General features: G+C 71.4%; 18 protein-coding genes. 12 read left to right on the forward strand and 6 right to left on the reverse strand.

The annotated features are described in order from the left end of the window. Positions 1–22 precede the first annotated feature (22 nt). Positions 23–2,203 (forward strand): ABC transporter ATP-binding protein, encoded by a 2,181-nt coding sequence (locus DEI95_RS03025; protein WP_111059392.1) that lies wholly within the window; start codon positions 23–25, stop codon positions 2,201–2,203. 75 nt (positions 2,204–2,278) lie between these two features. On the opposite strand, the gene DEI95_RS03030 is transcribed toward DEI95_RS03025, so the two are convergent. From DEI95_RS03030 to DEI95_RS03045, 4 genes are all read right to left on the reverse strand, one after another. Further along, on the reverse strand, positions 2,279–2,581 hold the full coding sequence (locus DEI95_RS03030) for a hypothetical protein (protein ID WP_146243581.1): 303 nt from the start codon (positions 2,579–2,581) through the stop codon (positions 2,279–2,281). 41 nt (positions 2,582–2,622) lie between these two features. Further along, a complete protein-coding gene (locus DEI95_RS03035) occupies positions 2,623–3,291 on the reverse strand; it encodes a hypothetical protein (protein WP_146243582.1) in 669 nt (222 codons plus the stop codon). Between the two features lie 5 nt (positions 3,292–3,296). After that, the gene (locus DEI95_RS03040) at positions 3,297–5,120 is read right to left on the reverse strand and encodes an alpha/beta fold hydrolase (RefSeq protein WP_181436177.1); all 1,824 of its coding nucleotides are present in this window, start codon (positions 5,118–5,120) and stop codon (positions 3,297–3,299) included. A gap of 170 nt (positions 5,121–5,290) precedes the next feature. Further along, on the reverse strand, positions 5,291–6,043 hold the full coding sequence (locus DEI95_RS03045; protein WP_111059341.1) for a CPBP family intramembrane glutamic endopeptidase: 753 nt from the start codon (positions 6,041–6,043) through the stop codon (positions 5,291–5,293). A gap of 172 nt (positions 6,044–6,215) precedes the next feature. On the opposite strand from DEI95_RS03045, the gene typA reads away from it, so the two are divergent. The 7 genes from typA to DEI95_RS03080 all read left to right on the forward strand — a co-directional run bounded on the left by typA (position 6,216) and on the right by DEI95_RS03080 (position 14,319). After that, a complete protein-coding gene (gene typA / locus DEI95_RS03050; RefSeq protein WP_110823677.1) occupies positions 6,216–8,138 on the forward strand; it encodes a translational GTPase TypA in 1,923 nt (640 codons plus the stop codon). Positions 8,139–8,271: 133 nt separating this feature from the next. After that, on the forward strand, positions 8,272–9,465 hold the full coding sequence (locus tag DEI95_RS03055) for an amidohydrolase (protein WP_111059342.1): 1,194 nt from the start codon (positions 8,272–8,274) through the stop codon (positions 9,463–9,465). A 68-nt stretch (positions 9,466–9,533) separates the two neighbouring features. After that, on the forward strand, positions 9,534–10,079 hold the full coding sequence (locus DEI95_RS03060) for a hypothetical protein (RefSeq protein ID WP_111059343.1): 546 nt from the start codon (positions 9,534–9,536) through the stop codon (positions 10,077–10,079). A 59-nt stretch (positions 10,080–10,138) separates the two neighbouring features. Then, a complete protein-coding gene (locus DEI95_RS03065; RefSeq protein ID WP_110823680.1) occupies positions 10,139–11,365 on the forward strand; it encodes a PIG-L family deacetylase in 1,227 nt (408 codons plus the stop codon). A gap of 38 nt (positions 11,366–11,403) precedes the next feature. Further along, positions 11,404–11,718 carry a ferredoxin gene (gene fdxA / locus DEI95_RS03070; RefSeq protein WP_110823681.1) on the forward strand — a complete coding sequence of 105 codons (315 nt, stop codon included), beginning with the start codon at positions 11,404–11,406 and terminating at the stop codon, positions 11,716–11,718. Between the two features lie 5 nt (positions 11,719–11,723). Continuing rightward, positions 11,724–12,842 (forward strand): succinyldiaminopimelate transaminase, encoded by a 1,119-nt coding sequence (gene dapC / locus DEI95_RS03075; RefSeq protein ID WP_111059344.1) that lies wholly within the window; start codon positions 11,724–11,726, stop codon positions 12,840–12,842. Positions 12,843–13,020: 178 nt separating this feature from the next. Then, positions 13,021–14,319, forward strand: coding sequence for a citrate synthase (locus DEI95_RS03080; RefSeq protein ID WP_110823683.1), 1,299 nt, complete (start codon positions 13,021–13,023; stop codon positions 14,317–14,319). Between the two features lie 101 nt (positions 14,320–14,420). On the opposite strand, the gene dapD is transcribed toward DEI95_RS03080, so the two are convergent. Further along, entirely contained in the window at positions 14,421–15,395 is a 975-nt protein-coding gene (gene dapD / locus DEI95_RS03085; protein ID WP_111059345.1) for a 2,3,4,5-tetrahydropyridine-2,6-dicarboxylate N-succinyltransferase, read from the reverse strand. A gap of 132 nt (positions 15,396–15,527) precedes the next feature. On the opposite strand from dapD, the gene dapE reads away from it, so the two are divergent. The 3 genes from dapE (at position 15,528) to DEI95_RS03100 (ending at position 18,131) form a co-directional block, all read left to right on the forward strand. Beyond that, on the forward strand, positions 15,528–16,610 hold the full coding sequence (gene dapE / locus DEI95_RS03090) for a succinyl-diaminopimelate desuccinylase (RefSeq protein WP_111059346.1): 1,083 nt from the start codon (positions 15,528–15,530) through the stop codon (positions 16,608–16,610). After that, positions 16,607–17,854 (forward strand): hypothetical protein, encoded by a 1,248-nt coding sequence (locus tag DEI95_RS03095; protein WP_258367424.1) that lies wholly within the window; start codon positions 16,607–16,609, stop codon positions 17,852–17,854. The genes dapE and DEI95_RS03095 overlap by 4 nt, the downstream gene beginning before the upstream one ends. Positions 17,855–17,960: 106 nt before the next feature. Continuing rightward, a complete protein-coding gene (locus DEI95_RS03100; protein ID WP_017887054.1) occupies positions 17,961–18,131 on the forward strand; it encodes a DUF3117 domain-containing protein in 171 nt (56 codons plus the stop codon). Positions 18,132–18,360: 229 nt separating this feature from the next. Here the strand turns inward: DEI95_RS03100 and DEI95_RS03105 are convergent, their stop codons facing one another. Further along, entirely contained in the window at positions 18,361–18,993 is a 633-nt protein-coding gene (locus DEI95_RS03105; RefSeq protein ID WP_110823687.1) for an O-methyltransferase, read from the reverse strand. Between the two features lie 63 nt (positions 18,994–19,056). Between DEI95_RS03105 and DEI95_RS03110 the strand changes: the two genes are divergently transcribed. Beyond that, on the forward strand, positions 19,057–19,434 hold the full coding sequence (locus DEI95_RS03110; protein ID WP_110823688.1) for a twin-arginine translocase TatA/TatE family subunit: 378 nt from the start codon (positions 19,057–19,059) through the stop codon (positions 19,432–19,434). The last annotated feature ends 18 nt before the right edge of the window (positions 19,435–19,452 follow it).

The following is a 19,452-nucleotide window of genomic DNA, read 5'->3' on the forward strand; positions in this document are numbered from 1 at the left end:
CGCGGACGACCGGGGAAGCAGCATGAGCACCATCACGAACGGCTCGACCACGGGCGCGACCACCACGGAGCCGATCCTGCGGGTCCGGGACCTACACGTCCGGTTCCCGACCCCGCGGGGGACCGTGCACGCGGTCCGCGGCGTGGACCTCGAACTCCGCCGCGGAGAGGTACTCGGCATCGTCGGCGAGTCCGGGTCCGGCAAGTCGGTGACGAGCATGGCGGTCCTCGGGCTGCTGCCCGACACCACGGAGGTCAGCGGGTCGGTCGAGCTCGACGGCGAGGAACTGCTCGGCCGGTCGGACAAGCAGATGAGCCGGCTCCGCGGGCACAAGGTGGCGATGGTCTTCCAGGACCCGCTGTCCGCGTTCACGCCGGTGTACACGATCGGTGACCAGATCGCGGAGACGGTGCGGCTGCACCGCGGCGCCTCGAAGGCGGAGGCGCGAGCACGGGCGATCGAACTCCTCGAACTCGTCGGCATCCCCGAACCGGGTCGCCGCGTGGACGCCTTCCCGCACGAGTTCTCCGGCGGCATGCGCCAGCGCGCGATGATCGCGATGGCCATGGCGAACGACCCGGACGTGATCCTCGCCGACGAGCCGACCACGGCGCTCGACGTGACGATCCAGGCTCAGATCATCGAGGTGCTCCGGACCGCCCAGCGCGAGACCGGGGCCGCGCTGGTGTTCGTCAGCCACGACCTGGGTGTCATCGCCGGGATCGCGGACCGCATCGCGGTGATGTACGCCGGCCGGATCGTCGAGACGGCCACGGCCGAGGAGCTCTTCGCCCGACCGCGGATGCCGTACACGATCGGGCTCATCGGCGCGCTGCCGCGGCTCGACGCCTCCGACCGGTCTCCGCTCGTGCCGATCCCGGGCGCACCGCCGTCGCTCATCGGGCTGCCGGACGCCTGCCCCTTCGCGGACCGGTGCCCCCTGGTCAGTGCGGTCTGCCGGTCGACCGAGCCGGTGCTCGCCCCGCCCGTCGACGTCGTACCCGGTGCCGACACGGCCGCTGCCGGCACCGCCCGCACCGTGCCGGTCGGGCACACCGCCGCATGCCACCGCACCGCCGAGGTCGCCGCCGCACACGCGGACGCCGGCCGCATCTTCTCGCTCCCCGTGATCCCGGACCACAGCATCCGGATCGAGGCCACACGGACCGACCGCGAACCCGTCGTGCACGTCGAAGGGCTGACGAAGACCTTCCCGCTCGTCAAGGGCTCCGTCTTCCGCCGCAAGGTCGGAGACGTCTACGCCGTCGACGGGGTCGACCTGGACATCCGCCGCGGGGAGACCCTCGGCCTCGTCGGGGAGTCCGGCTCCGGCAAGTCGACGACCCTCCACCAGCTCATGGACCTCGAACGGCCCGAGGCCGGCACGGTCGAGCTGTTCGGGGAGTCACTCGCCGACGCCACCGCGCGCGGGGCCGCCGGCACCCGGGCGCTCCGGCAACGCATCTCGATGGTGTTCCAGGACCCGTCCGCCAGCCTCGACCCGCGCATGTCGGTGTACGACGTCGTCGCCGAACCGCTCCGGGCGGTCGGTGCCCCGTCCTCGCGCATCGCCGACCGCGTGCCGGAGCTGCTCGAGCTCGTCGGTCTGCGAGCGGCCGAGGCCGACCGGTACCCGCACGAGTTCTCCGGTGGTCAGCGGCAGCGCATCTCGATCGCCCGTGCCCTCGCCGTGGAGCCGGACCTGGTGGTGCTCGACGAGCCGGTCTCCGCGCTCGACGTCTCCATCCAGGCGGGCGTGCTCAACCTGCTCGCCGAGCTCAAGGCGCGGCTCGGACTGTCGTACCTGTTCGTGTCGCACGACCTGTCCGTCATCCGGCACGTGGCCGACCGCGTCAGCGTGATGTACCTCGGTCGCACCGTCGAGGAGGGCGCCGTCGACGAGGTCTTCGAGCGCCCGATGCACCCCTACACGGCCGCTCTCATGTCGGCCGTGCCGGTGCCGGACCCGGTCGTCGAGCGGGCACGGAGGACGATCCTGCTGCCGGGCGACCCGCCCAGCCCGACCGACCGGCCGACCGGGTGCCGGTTCCGGTCGCGCTGCCCGCTCTACGCGCTCCTCCCCGAGGACGAGCGGCGCCGGTGCGAGCAGGAGGAGCCGGAGAAGGCGCCGCGTCGCGGCGAGCACGTCGACCACCGGGCTGCGTGCCACTACCCGGAGAAGGTGCCCTCGATCGCGGCGTAGCCGGCTGCCGGGCGGGAGGCGGTGCGCACCGACCGCGCGCCGCCTCCCGTCCGTCAGCCGGGCGCGCCCGCCTGCTCAGGTCCTCGGGTGGTTGACGACCGGGTCGTCCCACGTCGGCGGCGTCGGGTACTCACCCGGTCGGGACTCGGTCGGCCAGTCCGGCGTCGCTCGGCCGTAGACGGCTGCGGACAGCGCGTCGGAGTCGTTGGTCCAGAACGGTTCGCTGTAGACGTCGAGGGAGTACCGGCCGTCGACGTCGAGGGAGTACTGGATCTGCCCGTGCAGCGTGAGTTCCGCGACGTCGTCCTGCGTCAGTCCGGCTGCGTCCTTCGTCTGCTGCGCTGCTCCCGCCGCGCAACCGGCTAGGAGCACGGTCATGACGAGGGCGACGAGCGTGAGCGGCCGTCGTCGTGGCTGCATCAGATTCGGGGGCGGTTGATGATCGGCGCATCCCACTCGGGCGGCTCCGGGTACTCACCGGGAGAAGAGCGATCCGGCCATCGCAGTGATGCTCGGCCGAACACTGCCCTGGCGAGTGCGTCGGCGTTGTTGGTCCAGAAGAGGTCACTCGACACGGTGAGGGAGTAGCGGCCGCTCGGTTGGATGAAGTACTCGACGTGCCAGCCGTCACGGACGCTGCCGTCGAGGTAGTAGGTGTCGGCGACCCGCTCGATGTGCATGTTCGCGCCGCGGTGCTCGAAGTAGTCGATCATCGGATCGAGGTCTCCTCTGGAACCCGTGGCTCCCTCCGGGGTCCAGGATCTGCTCGACTCAAGGAAGTAGCTGTTGTCGACGTCCGCGCCGGGAAGGGGAGTGCGGCCGTCGCCACCGATCTGCGGGTTGTCGTCGCCACCGTTCCAGGCCCACTCTCCCTCGTGGACCGCGCGCTGTGCCGCAGCCAGTACTCGTTGCATCTCCTCGTAGTGCTCCCGGTACCGGTTGAATTCCTGGCGCAAACTGAGTTCCGAGACATCGGCACGTGTCAGACCGGCTGCGTCCTTCGGCATGGATTTCCCTCCTGCTGTGCAGCTGACCGTCCCCCCGAGGATCAGGGCAGCGACGACGATCGCGAGCAGTTTCGTGGTCATGATCTTCATCCTGGCTTCCCGTTCGCGATGATCTCGGCGATGTGCCGTGCAGCCGTTGACCCGGACGAGAGGTACCCGACTCCGTGCTCTGGGTACATGTCGTGGCCCGTGACTGCCTTCGTACCGGGGGCGGCTTCGGATGAGAAGACCTCGACCTCGGGGAGATCCCGAGGATCCGTTCGCCTTGACCGACCGAGGGCCGCAACGTGGTCGTTCTCACCCTCGGTAGCGAACACACGGTCGACGTTGAGCTGGTCCGGCTTCGTCGCGTCGGTGAACCCGACCGAGCCGTACGTGACGAATGAGTCGATCCGGTGACGTGTCTGGGCTAGTGCTTCCGCAGCTGTCGTCGATCCGTAGGAATGCCCGAGGACGGCGATGGAGCGCGGTGGGCTTCCCGCGCGACTGTCGACGGCGCCGTCGAGGAACGAAGCCAGGTTCGCCCCACCGGTGGTTGCTCGGCCTTGGCCGGGTACCTCGGGGAAGGACGGCGCGCGGTAGCCGAACCAGGAGACGACAGCGAACGACGACTTCTGGTCCTGACGTGCTGCCGTCGAGAGGAGCCCGTGTGCAGCACGTACCTTCTCCGGAGCACTCCCGATCGTCGTCGTCGCGCCCGGTACGTTCACCGTCACGTTCGACGCCGTGTCGAGGTCCCCGAGCGAGATCGCCGCGACGAGCGCGCCGTTCGAAGTCCCGAACCCGACCAGCTGACCGACCTGCGCCGATGGCGGGGCGAGCCTGGCCGCAGACTGGTCAGCACGCTCGAGCCCGTCCCGCAGCGCCAGGACCTGCCGCGTGAACTCCTCGAGGCCGACCGCGCCGTACGTGTACGGCAGCCCGAGCATCCGGTACACCCGCCCCGGGTTCGCGACCGCTGCACGGAGCACCGCGCGCGAGGCGATGTCCCGCGCCACGGCCGGGAGCCCGTCGATCCCGGCGAGCTGCAGCTTCGTCCTCAGCGGCAGCGCCTCGACGTCCTGGTCGGACAAGCCGAGCGCATGCCAGGCCGCCGCGACCTCGACGGTGGTCGACGACGGGTCGAGGACACGCTGGAGCTCCCGGGGCAGTCGGGACGCCCCGGCCGCGTCGAGCACGCCGTCGGACAGCGACCCTCCTCCCGCCGCGGCGAAGGCGTCCGCGATCCGGTCCAGCCAGGCAGCGTCCGCGGCGTTCTCGGCGAGGTGGTCCTCGAACCCCGGCACGAGGGACGCGTCGTCCACGGGCACCCAGGCGCACGTCCGGGAGAAGGTCACCCAGGCGTTCCGCACACGGGTGAGTTCCTGGGCGGTGGCCGCGTCCTGCGCGCGGGCGCGCGCAGCGACCCGGCGTAGGCGGTCCGGGTCCGCGCCGCTGCGTCCGCCGGAGCCACCGCTGCTCGTCCGGACACGAGTGCGCGCGCGGAACCGTGCCGTGAGTGGCGTCGGGCGGACCGGCGTCTCCGACGGCTTCGGGTCGACCACCGCGTCGCTCCAGTCCAGCGCGGGTCGCAACGGGGCCCCGACGCCGACGAGCACCTGGTCGCGCTGCCGTTCACGCTCGTGCCACGCTGCCAGGTCGTGCTGTCGACGCTGTTCGTCGTGTGCCTGGCGCCGGACGACGTGGAGCTGCCCGGCGAGGTCGTCGAGCGCCCGGACCAGGCGGACCCGGTCCTCCGACTCGACCGTGTGCGCCTGCTCGTAGAGCCGTGCGTAGGCGCCGTGGAAGTCGCGCAGCGCGTCTTCGGCGCTGGCGCGTCGTCCGGCGGAACCCGCCCGGAGTGACAGCGCGACCTCCGACGCGCACGCGAGCAGCCGCACGGCCGCGGCGTCTTCGAACTCGATCCCCATCGTCCCCCCCCATCGCTCGTTCTGATGTGTAGAACGTAGCATTTCAGACGCAGGGTGGACGAGCGGTCGGGGGAGCTGTGGAGAACGGGAGACCGGCGGACGGGAGGCGCGTCGCCGAGCTGGCCCCGCGCCTCCCGTCGGGTGGGCGGGGCGCCGCAGGACATCTGCCGCTAGGAGAACAGTCCGGGGAACGCCCGCGCGACGAACGGGTAGCCGACGAAGACCGTCGCGTCGAGGAGCACGTGCGTGATGACGAGGGGGAGCAGCCGCCCCCACTTCGTGTAGATCCACCCGAAGGCGACGCCCATCACCGCGTTGCCGATGAACGCCCCGAAGCCCTGGTACAGGTGGTAGCTCCCGCGCAGGACGGCGGTGGACAGGATGACCTGCCAGCGTCCCCACCCGAGGTCGTCGCGGAGCCGGGCGTACAGGTAGCCGACGACGATGACCTCCTCCTGCAGCCCGGACCGGACGGCGGAGAGCAGCAGCACCGGGCTCGTCCACCAGTACGAGTCGAGCGCCGCCGGGTCCACGGCGACGGTGATGCCGAGCGCCCGTCCGGTGAAGTAGAGCGCCAGCCCGGGGATGCCGATGCCCAGGGCGATGAGCGCCGCGCCGCCGAGGTCGGGCCGGACGCGGAACCGGTCGATGCCGAGCCGGCCCAGGTGGGGGCGGGACGACTCCCAGAGCAGCATGCACACCAGCGCGACGGGCGCGAGGTCGACGGCGATGCCCAGCAGTTGCCGCGCCAGGTCGACGTACTGGACCGTCGTCGTGGAGCTGTTCAGCGCGGTGGACTGCTCGCCGAGCGGTGTCGTCTGCGACAGGTCGTCGATGATCTGCAGGACCGAGTACAGCGCGCTCGCGCCGAGCGAGAGCATCAGCACGACGGCGATCTCGGTCCACGTTCGCCGTCGGCTCATCGGCTGTACTCCTCCTGGTTGCAGAACTACCGGTAGACTGGCGAGTCGGGCATGGTCCCGAACCCCGTCGGGCACCGTCCCGCACTCCTCGGGCTGGTCCCGAACCCCTTCGGGCCGGTCCCGAAACCGGGCGCTCGCCCGATCTTCTTCCGAACACAAAAGGATGTCCTGTATGGCGCTCGCCACTCGGTCCGACCTGCGCAACGTCGCCATCGTGGCACACGTCGACCACGGCAAGACCACCCTCGTCGACGCGATGCTCACGCAGACCAACTCGTTCGACGCCCACTTCGAGGGCGAAGACCGCATGATGGACTCGAACGACCTCGAGCGCGAGAAGGGCATCACCATCCTCGCGAAGAACACCTCGGTGCTCTACAACGGGAAGCACGCCGAGGAGTTCAACCCGGGCGGCCGCATCACGATCAACGTGATCGACACCCCCGGCCACGCCGACTTCGGTGGTGAGGTCGAGCGCGGCCTCTCCATGGTCGACGGTGTCGTCCTGCTGGTCGACGCGTCCGAGGGCCCGCTGCCCCAGACCCGCTTCGTGCTCCGCAAGGCGCTCGCCGCCAAGCTGCCGGTGATCCTGCTCGTCAACAAGACGGACCGCCCGGACTCCCGGATCGACGAGGTCGTCTCGGAGAGCCAGGACCTGCTCCTCGGGCTCGCCTCCGACCTGGCGGACGAGGTCGACGACCTCGACCTCGACGCGATCCTCGACGTCCCGGTCGTGTACGCCTCCGGTCGCGCCGGTGCCGCGAGCCGCAACAAGCCAGAGGACGGCACGCTGCCGGACAACGACGACCTCGAGCCGCTCTTCGAGGCGATCCTCCAGCACGTCCCGGCCCCGACGTACGACGACGAGCACCCCCTGCAGGCGCACGTCACGAACCTCGACGCGTCGCCGTTCCTCGGCCGCCTCGCGCTCCTGCGCATCTTCCACGGCACGATGAAGAAGGGCCAGACGGTCGCGTGGGTCAAGCACGACGGCTCCGTCGTCAACGCACGCATCACCGAGCTCCTCATCACCAAGGCGCTGAACCGCTTCCCGGCCGAGTCCGCCGGCCCCGGTGACATCGTCGCCGTCGCGGGCTTCGACACGATCACCATCGGTGAGACGCTGAGCGACCCCGAGGACGTCCGCCCGCTGCCGACCATCACGGTCGACGACCCGGCCATCTCGATGACGATCGGCACGAACACGTCGCCGCTCGTCGGCAAGGTGAAGGGCCACAAGCTCACCGCGCGTCTCGTGAAGGACCGTCTCGACCGTGAGCTGGTCGGCAACGTCTCGCTCAAGGTCGTCGACATCGGACGCCCGGACGCGTGGGAGGTCCAGGGCCGTGGCGAGCTCGCACTCGCCATCCTGGTCGAGCAGATGCGTCGTGAGGGTTTCGAGCTCACCGTCGGCAAGCCGCAGGTCGTCACAAAGCGTGACGAGAACGGCAAGCTGCAGGAGCCGTTCGAGCACATGACGATCGACACGCCGGAGGAGCACCTCGGCGCCATCACCCAGCTCATGGCCGCCCGCAAGGGCCGCATGGAGAACATGGTGAACCACGGCACCGGCTGGATCCGCATGGAGTTCATCGTGCCGTCGCGCGGCCTCATCGGCTTCCGCACGTCGTTCCTCACGGAGACCCGCGGCACCGGCATCGCCAACGCGATCTTCCACGGCTACGACGACTGGGCCGGCCCGATCCAGACCCGCATCAACGGCTCGATCGTCTCCGACCGCTCCGGTGTGGTCACCCCGTTCGCCATCACGAACCTCCAGGAGCGGATGACGTTCTTCGTCAACCCGACGGAGGAGGTCTACGAGGGCATGGTCATCGGCGAGAACTCGCGCGCCGACGACATGGACGTGAACATCACCAAGGAGAAGAAGCTCACCAACATGCGGTCGGCCAACGCCGACACGTTCGAGTCGATGACGCCGTCCCGGCAGCTCTCGCTCGAGGAGTGCCTGGAGTTCGCCCGCGAGGACGAGTGCGTCGAGGTCACCCCGGACGCGGTCCGCATCCGCAAGGTCGAGCTCGACGCGCAGGCCCGCCAGCGCAGCTACGCCCGCCTGAAGCGCCAGGACGCGTAAGCAGCCGAGCACCATCCAGGAGGCCCGTCCTCCTCCCGACGGCCCGGTCACCGCTCCAGGTGGCCGGGCCGTCGGCGTCCGTACCGTCGGCGCCCGTACCGTCGGGAGCGGGACCGGGGGATACGGTGGTCCGGTGACTCTCGACCTGCTCTCGATCTACCAGGACCTGCACGCCCACCCGGAGCTCGGGTTCCAGGAGCACCGCACCGCCGGCGTCATCGCTGACCGGCTGGCGGAGATCGGCGGCATCACGGTCACCACCGGGGTCGGCGGCACCGGGGTCGTCGGGGTGCTCGGGAACGGGGACGGCCCGGTGCTCTGGCTGCGCGCCGACATCGACGGGCTGCCCGTGCAGGAGCGCACCGGCCTGCCGTACGCCAGCACCCACCGCGGGGTGGACGAGGACGGCAACGAGGGGCCCACCATGCACGCCTGCGGCCACGACATCCACGTGACGTGGCTGCTCGGCGCCCTCGAACGGCTCGTCGCCGCGACCGCGGACTGGCACGGCACGGTCGTCGCCGTGTTCCAGCCTGCGGAGGAGGTCATCTCCGGCGCGCGGGCCATGATCGAGGACGGTCTCGTCGACCGCTTCCCCAAGCCGACCGTGGTGCTCGGGCAGCACTCCGCCCCGGCGCCGGTCGGTGTCGTCGCGGTCGGGTCCGGAGCGGTGATGGCGTCGAGCGACCGGTTCACCGTGACCTTCACGGGCCGCGGCGCGCACGGCTCGGCACCGCAGGCGTCCCTGGACCCGATCGTCACCGCCGCGTCCGCCGTCGTGCGCCTGCAGACGATCGTGTCGCGGGAGGTCGCCCCGAGCGACGCCGGGGTCGTCACCGTCGGGTCGTTCCACGCCGGCACGCGGCCGAACATCATCCCCGACACGGCCGTCATCGAGATCTCGACGCGCGCCCGCAACGAGGAGACACGAGCCCGGATCGTGGCCTCGATCGAGCGCATCGTCCGTGCCGAGAGCGAGGCCGGGGGACTGGGCGCTCCGACGATCGCGCGTGCGCCGGGGGCCGACGTGCTCGTCAACGACCCCGAGCAGGCAGCGGTCGTCCTCGACGCCGTCCGTGCCGTCGTGCCGCACGCCGTCGACATGGAGTCCGGACTGGCGATGGCGTCCGAGGACGTCGGGCAGCTCGCCACCGCCGCGGGTGCCCCGATCGTCTACTGGTTCACCGGCATCACCGACCCGGAGCTGTTCCGCAGCGGCGCGGAGATCCCCAGCAACCACTCGCCGTTCTACGCACCGCAGGCCGAGACGGCGATCCCGGTCGGGGTCGACGCGCTCGTCGCGGCCGCGCGGGCGTACCTCTCCTGAGGCCGGTCCGGGGCGACTTCCCAGCGAACGCACCACGACTCCGCCGTCCGGCCGGTTACGGTACCGGCATGCGCCGCCCGATCCGCACTTCGCTCACCGCTGCCGTCGCCGCCGGCGTCGCCCTCGCCGGTCTGAGCGGCTGTTCGTCCGACGCCGTCCGCCAGGCGACCGACCTCGGTTCCTCGGTCGCGTCGACCGTCTCGGAAGGGGTCCAGGGCATCGACGGAGCCGCGATCGAGCGCGGCATGGCCGACGTGGCGGGCGGGATCGACGGAGCGCTCGACACGGCCCTGCGCGGGACGCACGTGACGAGCGACGGCCAGGTCCCCGACGGGTTCCCGTCCTCGTCCGTCCCGCTCGTCGACGGCACCGCGCTCGGCGGTGGGGCCGGCCCGGGAGGCTCGGGCTGGGTCGTGCAGGTCCGCACCGCGTCGGTGGGGGACTTCAGCACGGCGGCGCAGCAGCTCGCCGACGCCGGCTTCACCGAGTCGGCCGAGCGGGCCGACAGCTCGAGCGCGTTCGGGTTGTTCCGGAGCGACGACCACCGCGTCGTCCTGACGTTCTCCGCGGCCGACGGCGGCGCCACCGCCACCTACATCGTCACCTCGCGCTGACGCCCGGGGCGGTCCGCCGCCGCGCGGCGCCCGGAGCCCTTCCCGTACGCTTGCAGGCGATGTCCACGGCACCGGCCACGCGCCCTGAACGCGTCCTCTTCGTCCACGCGCACCCCGACGACGAGACCCTGTCGTCCGGCGGGACCATCGCGACCCTGCTCGAGCTCGGCGCACACGTGACCGTGCTGACCGCCACCCGGGGGGAGCGCGGCGAGATGCTCACGGCCGAGCTCGCACCGCTCGCCGGCGACGGCCCACGCGTCGCCGCGCACCGCGAGACCGAGATCGCGGCGGCCCTCGCAGCCCTCGGCGGCCCGGCCCACCTGTGGCTCGGCGGCCCCGGTGCCCGGCCGACCGATCTCCCGACACGCCGCTACACCGACTCGGGCATGCAGTGGGGGCCGGACGGCCGCGCGACCGCGGCCGGCGACGCACCGGAGGACTCCCTGACGCGCGCCGACCTGGGCGAGGTGGTCGACGACGTCCGTGCGGCGATCCGGTCGACCGGTGCCGACGCCGTTGTCACCTACGACGACGACGGTGGGTACGGACACCCCGACCACGTCCGCGTCCACGCCGCCGCCCGGTACGCCGCGCGCGCCGAGGAGGTCGCGTTCTCGATGATCGTCGACGCGGACTCCGGCCGCGCCGACGTCACGGTCGACGTCCTCCCGGTCCGCGGCAAGGTCCGGGCAGCGCTCGAGCAGTACCGCAGCCAGCTCACCGTGGACGCCGCCGATCCGCGCGACCCCGGTGCGCTGTCGTACGTCCTGCCGCACGGCGCCCGGCAGGCCGTGCCCGCGCTGGAGGGCTTCCGGCACGACGTGCCCCCGGTCCCGACCGCGCCGCAGTCGTTCGCCGAGATGTCGGGCCCGGGCCGAGCCGCCGCACTCGTGGTCGCCGCGGCCGTCGGCCTGATCGTCGGCGGCCTCGGCACCGTCACCCACCAGCAGACCGTTCCCATCGGGTCGTGGAGCGCAGCACCGATCGGCATGGTCCTCACGATGCTGATCGTCATCGGCGTGGTCGTCGGCGTCCGCCTGCTGTACCGGTCGCGGCTGCTCGTCGCGGCCGTCGGGGTCGGGGTCATCCTCGCCACCCAGGTGCTCGTCGCCGTCGCCGGGACGAGTTCGCCCCTCGTCCTCGCGAACGCCGCCGGGTACGTCTGGACCTTCGGCCCCGCCGTCGTCGCGATGCTCGTGCTCGCCTGGCCCGACCTCTCCGGACTGCGCGCAGACCCGGCACGGCAGGCCGACCGGTCCGAGGTCGCAGCACCGCACGGGTAGACTCGCAGTCGCTCAACCCCGGAAGGGAGCACCCGCTCGTGACCTACGTGATCGCTCAGCCCTGTGTCGACGTGAAGGACCGCGCGTGCATCGACGAATGCCCCGTGGACTGCATCTACGAGGGTGACCGGTCGCTCTACATCCACCCGGACGAATGCGTCGACTGCGGTGCGTGTGAGCCGGTCTGCCCGGTCGAGGCCATCTACTACGAGGACGACCTCCCCGAGGAGTGGGCTGACTACTACAAGGCCAACGTCGAGTTCTTCTCCGAGATCGGCTCGCCCGGCGGAGCGGCCAAGGTCGGCGTGATCCACAAGGACCACCCGGTCGTCATGGCACAGCCCCGGGCCTGACACCCGTGGCGCTCGACCTCCCCGACTTCCCCTGGGACCAGCTCGCCCCGTACAAGCAGCGAGCGACGGCGTACGAGGGCGGCATCGTCGACCTCAGTGTCGGTTCGCCGGTCGACCCCACGCCCGAGGTCGTCCGTCGCGCACTCGCCGACGCGACCGACGCCCACGCCTACCCGCAGGTCGCCGGCACGCCCGCGCTCCGCGAGGCGATCGCGGCCTGGTACGGCCGTCGCCAGGGCGTCCGGCTCACCGCCGACCACGTCCTGCCGACCATCGGGTCGAAGGAGTTCATCGCCGGGCTCGCGCTCTGGATGGGACTCGGACCGGGTGACACGGTCGTGTTCCCCGAGGCCGCCTACCCGACCTACGAGCTCGGCGCCGCACTCGTCCGCGCCGACGCCCTGGCCGCCGACGACCCGGCATCGTGGCCGACCAGCACGAAGCTCGTCTGGCTGAACTCCCCGGGCAACCCGGACGGGCGGGTGCTCTCGATCGAGCAGCTCCGCGCCGCGGTCGCCCGCGCGCGGGAGCTCGGCGCCGTCATCGTCGGCGACGAGTGCTACGCCGAACTCGGCTGGGACGCCCCGTACGACACCAGACCCACCCCGACGATCCTCGACCCGCGCGTGGTCGGTGACTCTTTCGACGGCGTCCTCAGCGTGTACTCCCTCTCGAAGCAGTCGAACCTCGCCGGGTACCGCGCAGCCTTCGTCGCCGGGGATGCCGCACTGCTCGCCGACGTCCTCGCGATCCGCAAGCACACCGGCATGATGCCGCCGCTGCCCGTGCAGCAGGCGATGGTCGTCGCACTCGAGGACGAGACGCACGTGCAGCAACAGAAAGCCCGCTACCGCACCCGGCGGAACGTGCTCCGGACGGCATTCGAGCGGGCGGGGTTCCGCATCGACGCCAGCGGTGCCGGACTCTACCTCTGGGCCACGCGGGACGAGCCCGCCCTGGACACCGTCGCGTGGCTGGCCGACCGCGGCATCCTCGTCGCGCCCGGCACGTTCTACGGCGCCGCCGGTGCTCGTCACGTCCGCGTCGCCCTGACGGCGACGGACGACCGCATCGCCGCCGCTGCCCAGCGCCTCGCCAGCGCGGGTCGCATGGCGGGCGGCTGACGGGCCTCCCGGCCGGGATCGACCCACGGGCGGCGCGTCCGCGCAACCGTGGTTGCACACCAACCGACCGTCCCCGGGCTGTACCCGATCGACAGTCGCCGCCGTTAGGCTGTCCAGCGTGACTGACACTGCCAACGACGCTCAGAAGACGGCCACACCGCCCACGACGCCCATCCCGGTGAGCCCCGGTGCCGAGCAGGCGACCGAGACGGCCACGCTGTCGTACCCGGGGGGTCAGGCGGAGTTCCCGATCCTGCAGAGCGTCGACGGCGCGTCCACGATCGACATCTCCTCGCTGAAGAAGCAGACCGGGCTGAACACCCTCGACTACGGCTTCGTCAACACCGGCTCGACGAAGAGCGCGATCACGTACATCGACGGCGACCAGGGGATCCTCCGCTACCGCGGGTACCCCATCGACCAGGTCGCGTCGAACTGCACGTTCCTCGAGGTCGCCTGGCTCCTCATCTACGGCGAGCTCCCGTCGCCGACCGAGCTCGAGGCGTTCGACAGCCGGATCCGCCGGCACACCCTGCTGCACGAGGACCTGCGCCGCCTCTTCGACGCGTTGCCGCACTCGGCCCACCCGATGTCCGTGCTCTCGAGTGCCGTCAGCGCCCTCTCGACGTACTACGAGGACGACATGGACGTCGACGACCCCGAGAAGGTCGAGCTGCAGACCGTCCGGCTCCTCGCGAAGCTGCCGGTCATCGCCGCGTACGCGCACAAGAAGGCGATCGGACAGGCGTTCCTGTACCCGGACAACTCGCTGTCGTTCGTCGACAACTTCCTCCGGCTCAACTTCGGCACCATGGCCGAGCCGTACCAGCCGGACCCGGTGCTCTCGAAGGCGCTCGACCGGCTGCTCATCCTGCACGAGGACCACGAGCAGAACGCCTCGACGGCGACGGTGCGGCTGGTCGGCTCGACGAAGGCGAACATGTTCGCGTCGATCTCCGCCGGCATCAACGCGCTCTACGGCCCGCTGCACGGCGGCGCGAACGAGGCCGTGCTCGAGATGCTCCAGCAGATCAAGGACTCGGGGGAGCCCGTCACCCGTTTCGTCGAGCGCGTGAAGAACAAGGAGCGCGGGGTGAAGCTCATGGGCTTCGGACACCGCGTGTACAAGAACTACGACCCCCGCGCGAAGCTCGTGAAGGAGTCCGCCGACGAGGTCCTCGAGGCGCTCGGCGTGCAGGACGACCTGCTCGACATCGCGAAGGAACTCGAGCAGATCGCACTCGAGGACGAGTACTTCGTCAGCCGCAAGCTCTACCCGAACGTCGACTTCTACACCGGCATCATCTACAAGGCGATGGGGTTCCCGCCGCGGATGTTCACCGTCCTGTTCGCCATCGGTCGGCTGCCCGGGTGGATCGCGCAGTGGCGCGAGCTGAACAACGACCCGCTCAACAAGATCGGCCGCCCGCAGCAGCTGTACGTGGGGTACCCGGAGCGCGACCTGCCGCAGCGCTGACGCGCTGACGCACGGCCCGGAGCCGGTCTCGTCGACCGGCGCCGGGTCGGGACGCTCAGGGCGCGTCGGAGGCCCCCGCCTCTGGCGCCGTCTCCTCGGTGTCAGGCGTGCAGCGCCGTGTTGAGCTGGATCCCCTCGCCCTTCCGCTGCAGCGCCTCGACCGCACCCGTGACGGAGTTGCGCCGGAACAGGACGTTCGGCGCGTCCGACAGCTCGGCGGCCTTCACGGTCCGGGGCGTGCCGTCCGGGCCCGGAGCCGCCCCGACCAGGACGACCTTCGTGCCCGCCGTGACGTACAGTCCCGCCTCGACGACGGAGTCGTCGCCGAGCGAGATGCCGAGGCCGGCGTTCGCGCCGAGCAGGGCACGGGCACCGAGGCGGACACGGTGCGTCCCGCCGCCGGAGAGCGTGCCCATGATCGAGGCGCCACCACCGATGTCGGTGCCCTCCCCGACGACGACGCCCTGGGAGACGCGCCCCTCGATCATCGCCTCGCCGAGGGTCCCGGCGTTGAAGTTCACGAAGCCCTCGTGCATGACGGTCGTGCCCGGCGCGAGGTGCGCGCCCAGCCGCACCCGGTTGGCGTCGCCGATGCGGACCCGGTCGGGGACGACGTAGTCCACCAGCCGGGGGAACTTGTCGATCGCGTGCACGGCGATGCCGGCGCGCTGCAGGGTCGGCCGGAGGCGGGTGAGCGTGTCGGGGTGCACCGGGCCGGCGTTCGTCCAGGCGACGATCGGCAGGTGCCCGAACACGCCGTCGAGGGAGACCTCGTTCGGCCGGACGTGCAGGTGACTGAGCAGGTGGAGACGGAGGTAGGCGTCGGGCGTGCTCGTCGGGGCCTCGTCGATCACGATGTCGACGGTGACGACCTCGAGCCGGACCTCGCGGCGCGGGTCCTCGCCCGCGGCGGCCTGCAGATCGGCCGGCACCGCTGCGTCGGCCGGCCGCTCACCGAGGTGCGTCTCCGGGAACCAGGTGTCGAGGACGGTGCCGTCGGCGGCGATCGTCGCGAGGCCGTGGCCCCATGCAGAGGTCGGGCGGGCGTCGGCGGACGTGTCGGTCGTGTCGGTCACCGCACCAGGGTACCGAGGCGCCGGACCCGACTCCCGGACCGGCCGGACGGACGTTGCGGGGTCGGGACGGGCCTCCCGGCCGGGCTGCGACCGCGGCAGCGGGACGACAGGGCCGGCGGATAAGGTGACCGCATGCCGCAGCCGCTCGACCTCAGTGCCTCGTCCATCGACATCACCCGCGCCATCTGCGACATCGAATCGGTGTCCGGGAACGAGGGTGCGCTCGCCGACGCGATCGAGGCCGCCCTCGCCCCGCTCGCGCACCTCGACGTGGTGCGCGACGGGGACGCGATCGTGGCGCGGACGGACCTCGGTCGGGAGCGCCGGGTCGTCATCGCGGGGCACATCGACACCGTGCCGCTCAACGACAACCTGCCGACCGAGTTCCGCACCACCGAGGACGGCACCGAGATCCTCTGGGGTCGCGGGACGGTCGACATGAAGGCCGGTTGCGCGGTGCAGCTCAAGCTCGCGGTGGACCTCGTCGCGCCGAACGTCGACGTCACCTGGGTCTTCTACGACCACGAGGAGGTCAGCGACGCGCTGAACGGCCTCGGTCGTCTGGCCCGTACCCGACCCGAGCTCCTGGCCGGCGACTTCGCGATCCTGGGCGAACCCTCCGGAGCGCAGATCGAGGGCGGCTGCAACGGCAACCTCCGGGCCGAGATCCGCACCTCCGGCACGCGCTCGCACAGCGCCCGGAGCTGGATCGGTGACAACGCCATCCACAAGACCGCCCCGATCCTCGCGACCCTCGCGGCGTACGAGCCCCGGACCGTCTCGGTCGACGGGCTCGAGTACCGCGAGGGCCTCAACGCCGTGGGCATCTCGGGCGGGATCGCCGGCAACGTCATCCCGGACGAGGCGATGGTCCACGTCAACTACCGCTTCGCGCCGTCCCGCTCCGCCGACGAGGCCGTCGCGCACATCCGCGAGCTCTTCGACGGGTACGACGTGACGATCGTCGACCTCGCCGCTGGAGCCCGCCCGGGTCTCGACGCGCCGCTCGCCCAGCAGTTCGTCGCGGCCGTCGGCGGTCCGGCCCCGCGCCCCAAGTACGGCTGGACGGACGTCGCCCGCTTCTCCGCGCTCGGCGTCCCTGCGGTCAACTACGGCCCCGGTGAGCCCGTCTTCGCACACCACGACGACGAGCAGGTCCCCGTCGCCCAGATCACGGCCGTCGAGGACGGACTGCGGCGGTGGCTGACGGCGTGACCACCGCCTCCACGGCCGTGCCCCGTCCGCGGGCGTCGAGGGCGGCACTGACGTGGGTCGTCGTCCGGTGGCGGCTCGTCCCGTGGTGGCTGCGCATCACGGTCGTCTACACCCTCTCGCGGGTCCTGGCGACCGTGATGATGTCCGGCTTCGCCCGGATCCAGGCGGCGAACTCGTTCACCGTGCAGAACCCGACGTACCTGTCGTTCGCCTCGATCTGGGACGGCGCCTGGTACCGGGTGATCGCCGCGAGCGGGTACCCGTCGACCCTGCCCGTCGACGCCGCGGGACACGTGACGGAGAACGCGTGGGCGTTCATGCCCGCGTACCCGTTCACGGTCCGGGCGCTGATGGCCCTGACCGGAGCGTCCTTCGAGTTCGTCGCCGTGTGGGTCTCCCTGCTCTCCGGCTGGGGCGCCGCGCTGGTGTTCCGCCGGCTGATGGGCCGGTTCCTCGACCCGACCCGCGCGACCTTCGCCACCGTGCTGTTCTGCGTCGCGCCGGTCTCCGTCGTGTTCCAGGTCGCCTACGCCGAGGCGATGGGGGTCCTGCTGCTGCTCGTCGCCCTGCTGCTCCTGGTGCAACGGCGGTTCTGGGCGATGCTGCCCGTCGTCCTGCTGCTCGGGATGACCCGGCCGACCGGGCTCGCCTTCGCGCTCCTCATGGTCCTGTTCGTGCTCGTCGGGGTCCTCCGGCCGGCGTGGCTGCGGATGCCGGAGCGACTGACCCCCCGCACCGCGGTCGCACCGGCCACGGTCGCGGTGGTCTCCGGACTCGTCGGGCTCGCCTGGCCCGCGGTCGCCTGGGCGGTCACCGGTGTCCCGAGGGCCTACACCGACACCGAGCTCGCCTGGCGGTCGTCGTACATCGGCTGGGGCGAGCTCGTCCCGTTCACCCCGTGGGTGCAGGGCTTCGGGTGGTGGTTCCACCAGCCGGCGGGGGCGATCCTGTTGGTCGCGGTGCTCCTGGGGTTCGCCGCCGTCGTCTTCCAGCCCGCCGCCCGGCGCATCGGCCTCGAGCTGCGGCTCTGGGGCGTCGCGTACCTCGTGTACCTGCTCGCGGTGTTCTTCCCGCAGTCGAGCACGTGGCGCATCCTGCTCCCGATCGCACCCCTGCTCGGCGTCGTCGCACTGCCACGGTCGCGGGTCTACCGGGTCGCGCTCGTGGTCCTCGCGGTCGTGCTGCAGTGGACCTGGCTGTACTTCTGCTGGTGGGTCGACGGGTACGACTGGACCCCACCGTGACGCCCTGACCCGTCCGCTCGGAGCACCCCCGACCGGGGCGGTTTCGCAGTCGCGCCTGTCTACGGGATAATGGCCCCTGTTCGTACTGCACGAAAGGGGACATCTGATGGCAGCGATGAAGCCGAGGACCGGCGACGGGCCGATGGAGGCTGTCAAGGAGGGTCGACTCATCATCGTGCGGGTTCCGCTCGAGGGTGGAGGCCGCCTGGTGGTCTCGGTCAACGACGCCGAGGCCAAGGAACTCCACGACGCACTGGCAGAGGTCGTCTCGGCCTAGTACGTCGACGCACCACCACGGAAGGCCCGGGACGCGTACGTCCCGGGCCTTCCGTGCGTCCGGGCCTGCCGCTGAGCGGGCCTCCGGCAACGCCCCGGCGCCCGGCCCGAGACGCGGTACCACGACCCTGCAGGACCCGGGACGGTCCCTGCGGCACCTGGAGTGAGGCGGCCTCCCGGCCGACGGACCGACCCGACTGACCGGATCAGACCGAGCGATGCCGACCGCGTCAGGCCGTGAGCTTCGTCATCTGCAGCAGCCCGTCGCCCGCGGGGGAGAGGGCGCTGCGGACGGCGCCGGAGGTGGAGACCTCGGTGAGCAGCAGGCGGAAGTCCGTCGTCGCCCGGTCGCGCTTGACCGGGTCGGCGACCTTGCCGCGCCACAGTGCGTGCGGGACGAGCACGGTACCGCCGGTCTTCGCCAGGCGCAGGCCGTGCTCGACGTACTCGATGACGTGCTCCGGGTCAGCGTCGATGAGCACGACGTCGTAGCTGGCGTCGTTCATGCGCGGCAGCACCTGGGCGGCACGACCCGGGATGAGCCGGACCCGGCCGGGCGCGGTGCCGGCGGCGATGAACGCGTCCCGGGCGTACTGCTGGTGGTCGATCTCGACGTCGATCGTCGTCAGCGTGGCATCGGGCGCGCCCGCGAGCAGGTACAGCCCGGACACGCCGAGACCCGTCCCGATCTCGATGATGCTCGTCGCGCGGGACGCCGCGGCGATGACGCTCATCTGCGCACCGATCGCCGGGGAGACCGGTTCGACCCCGAGCTCGAGGGAGTGCTCACGCGCACGGGCGACACCATCGGGTTCGGAGACGATGTCCTCCGCGAACTTCCAGTTCGAGTCTTTCTCTGACACGCACACTCCTCGTCGGTCAACTCTACGGGTGACTCGCCGGGTCCACGCGTTAGGCTCGCTCCCGTGAACATCCAGCTCGACAAGATCCTGATCATCGGGATCATCGCCGTGCTGTTGCTCGGGCCGCAGCGGCTGCCCGTCTACGCCCAGAAGCTCGCCGAGTTCGTGAAGGCCGTCCGCCGGTTCGCGGACAGCGCCAAGGAGCGGATGCGCGAGGAGATGGGCCCCGACTTCGACGACGTGGACTGGCAGAAGCTCGACCCGCGTCAGTACGACCCGCGCCGGATCATCCGGGACGCCCTGCTCGACTCGCCCTCGTCCGGGGCCGAGACCGCGACGGCGACGGCGGCGACCGTCACCGCCGCGAAGGTGCGGGCACCGGCGCCGGTGGTGCCACTGGCCGCGGGCGAGCCCGCGCCGTTCGACGTCGAAGCGACCTGACCCGGACGTCGTCCGTCG

Source organism: Curtobacterium sp. MCBD17_008 (assembly GCF_003234475.1).
Taxonomy (GTDB): Bacteria; Actinomycetota; Actinomycetes; order Actinomycetales; family Microbacteriaceae; genus Curtobacterium.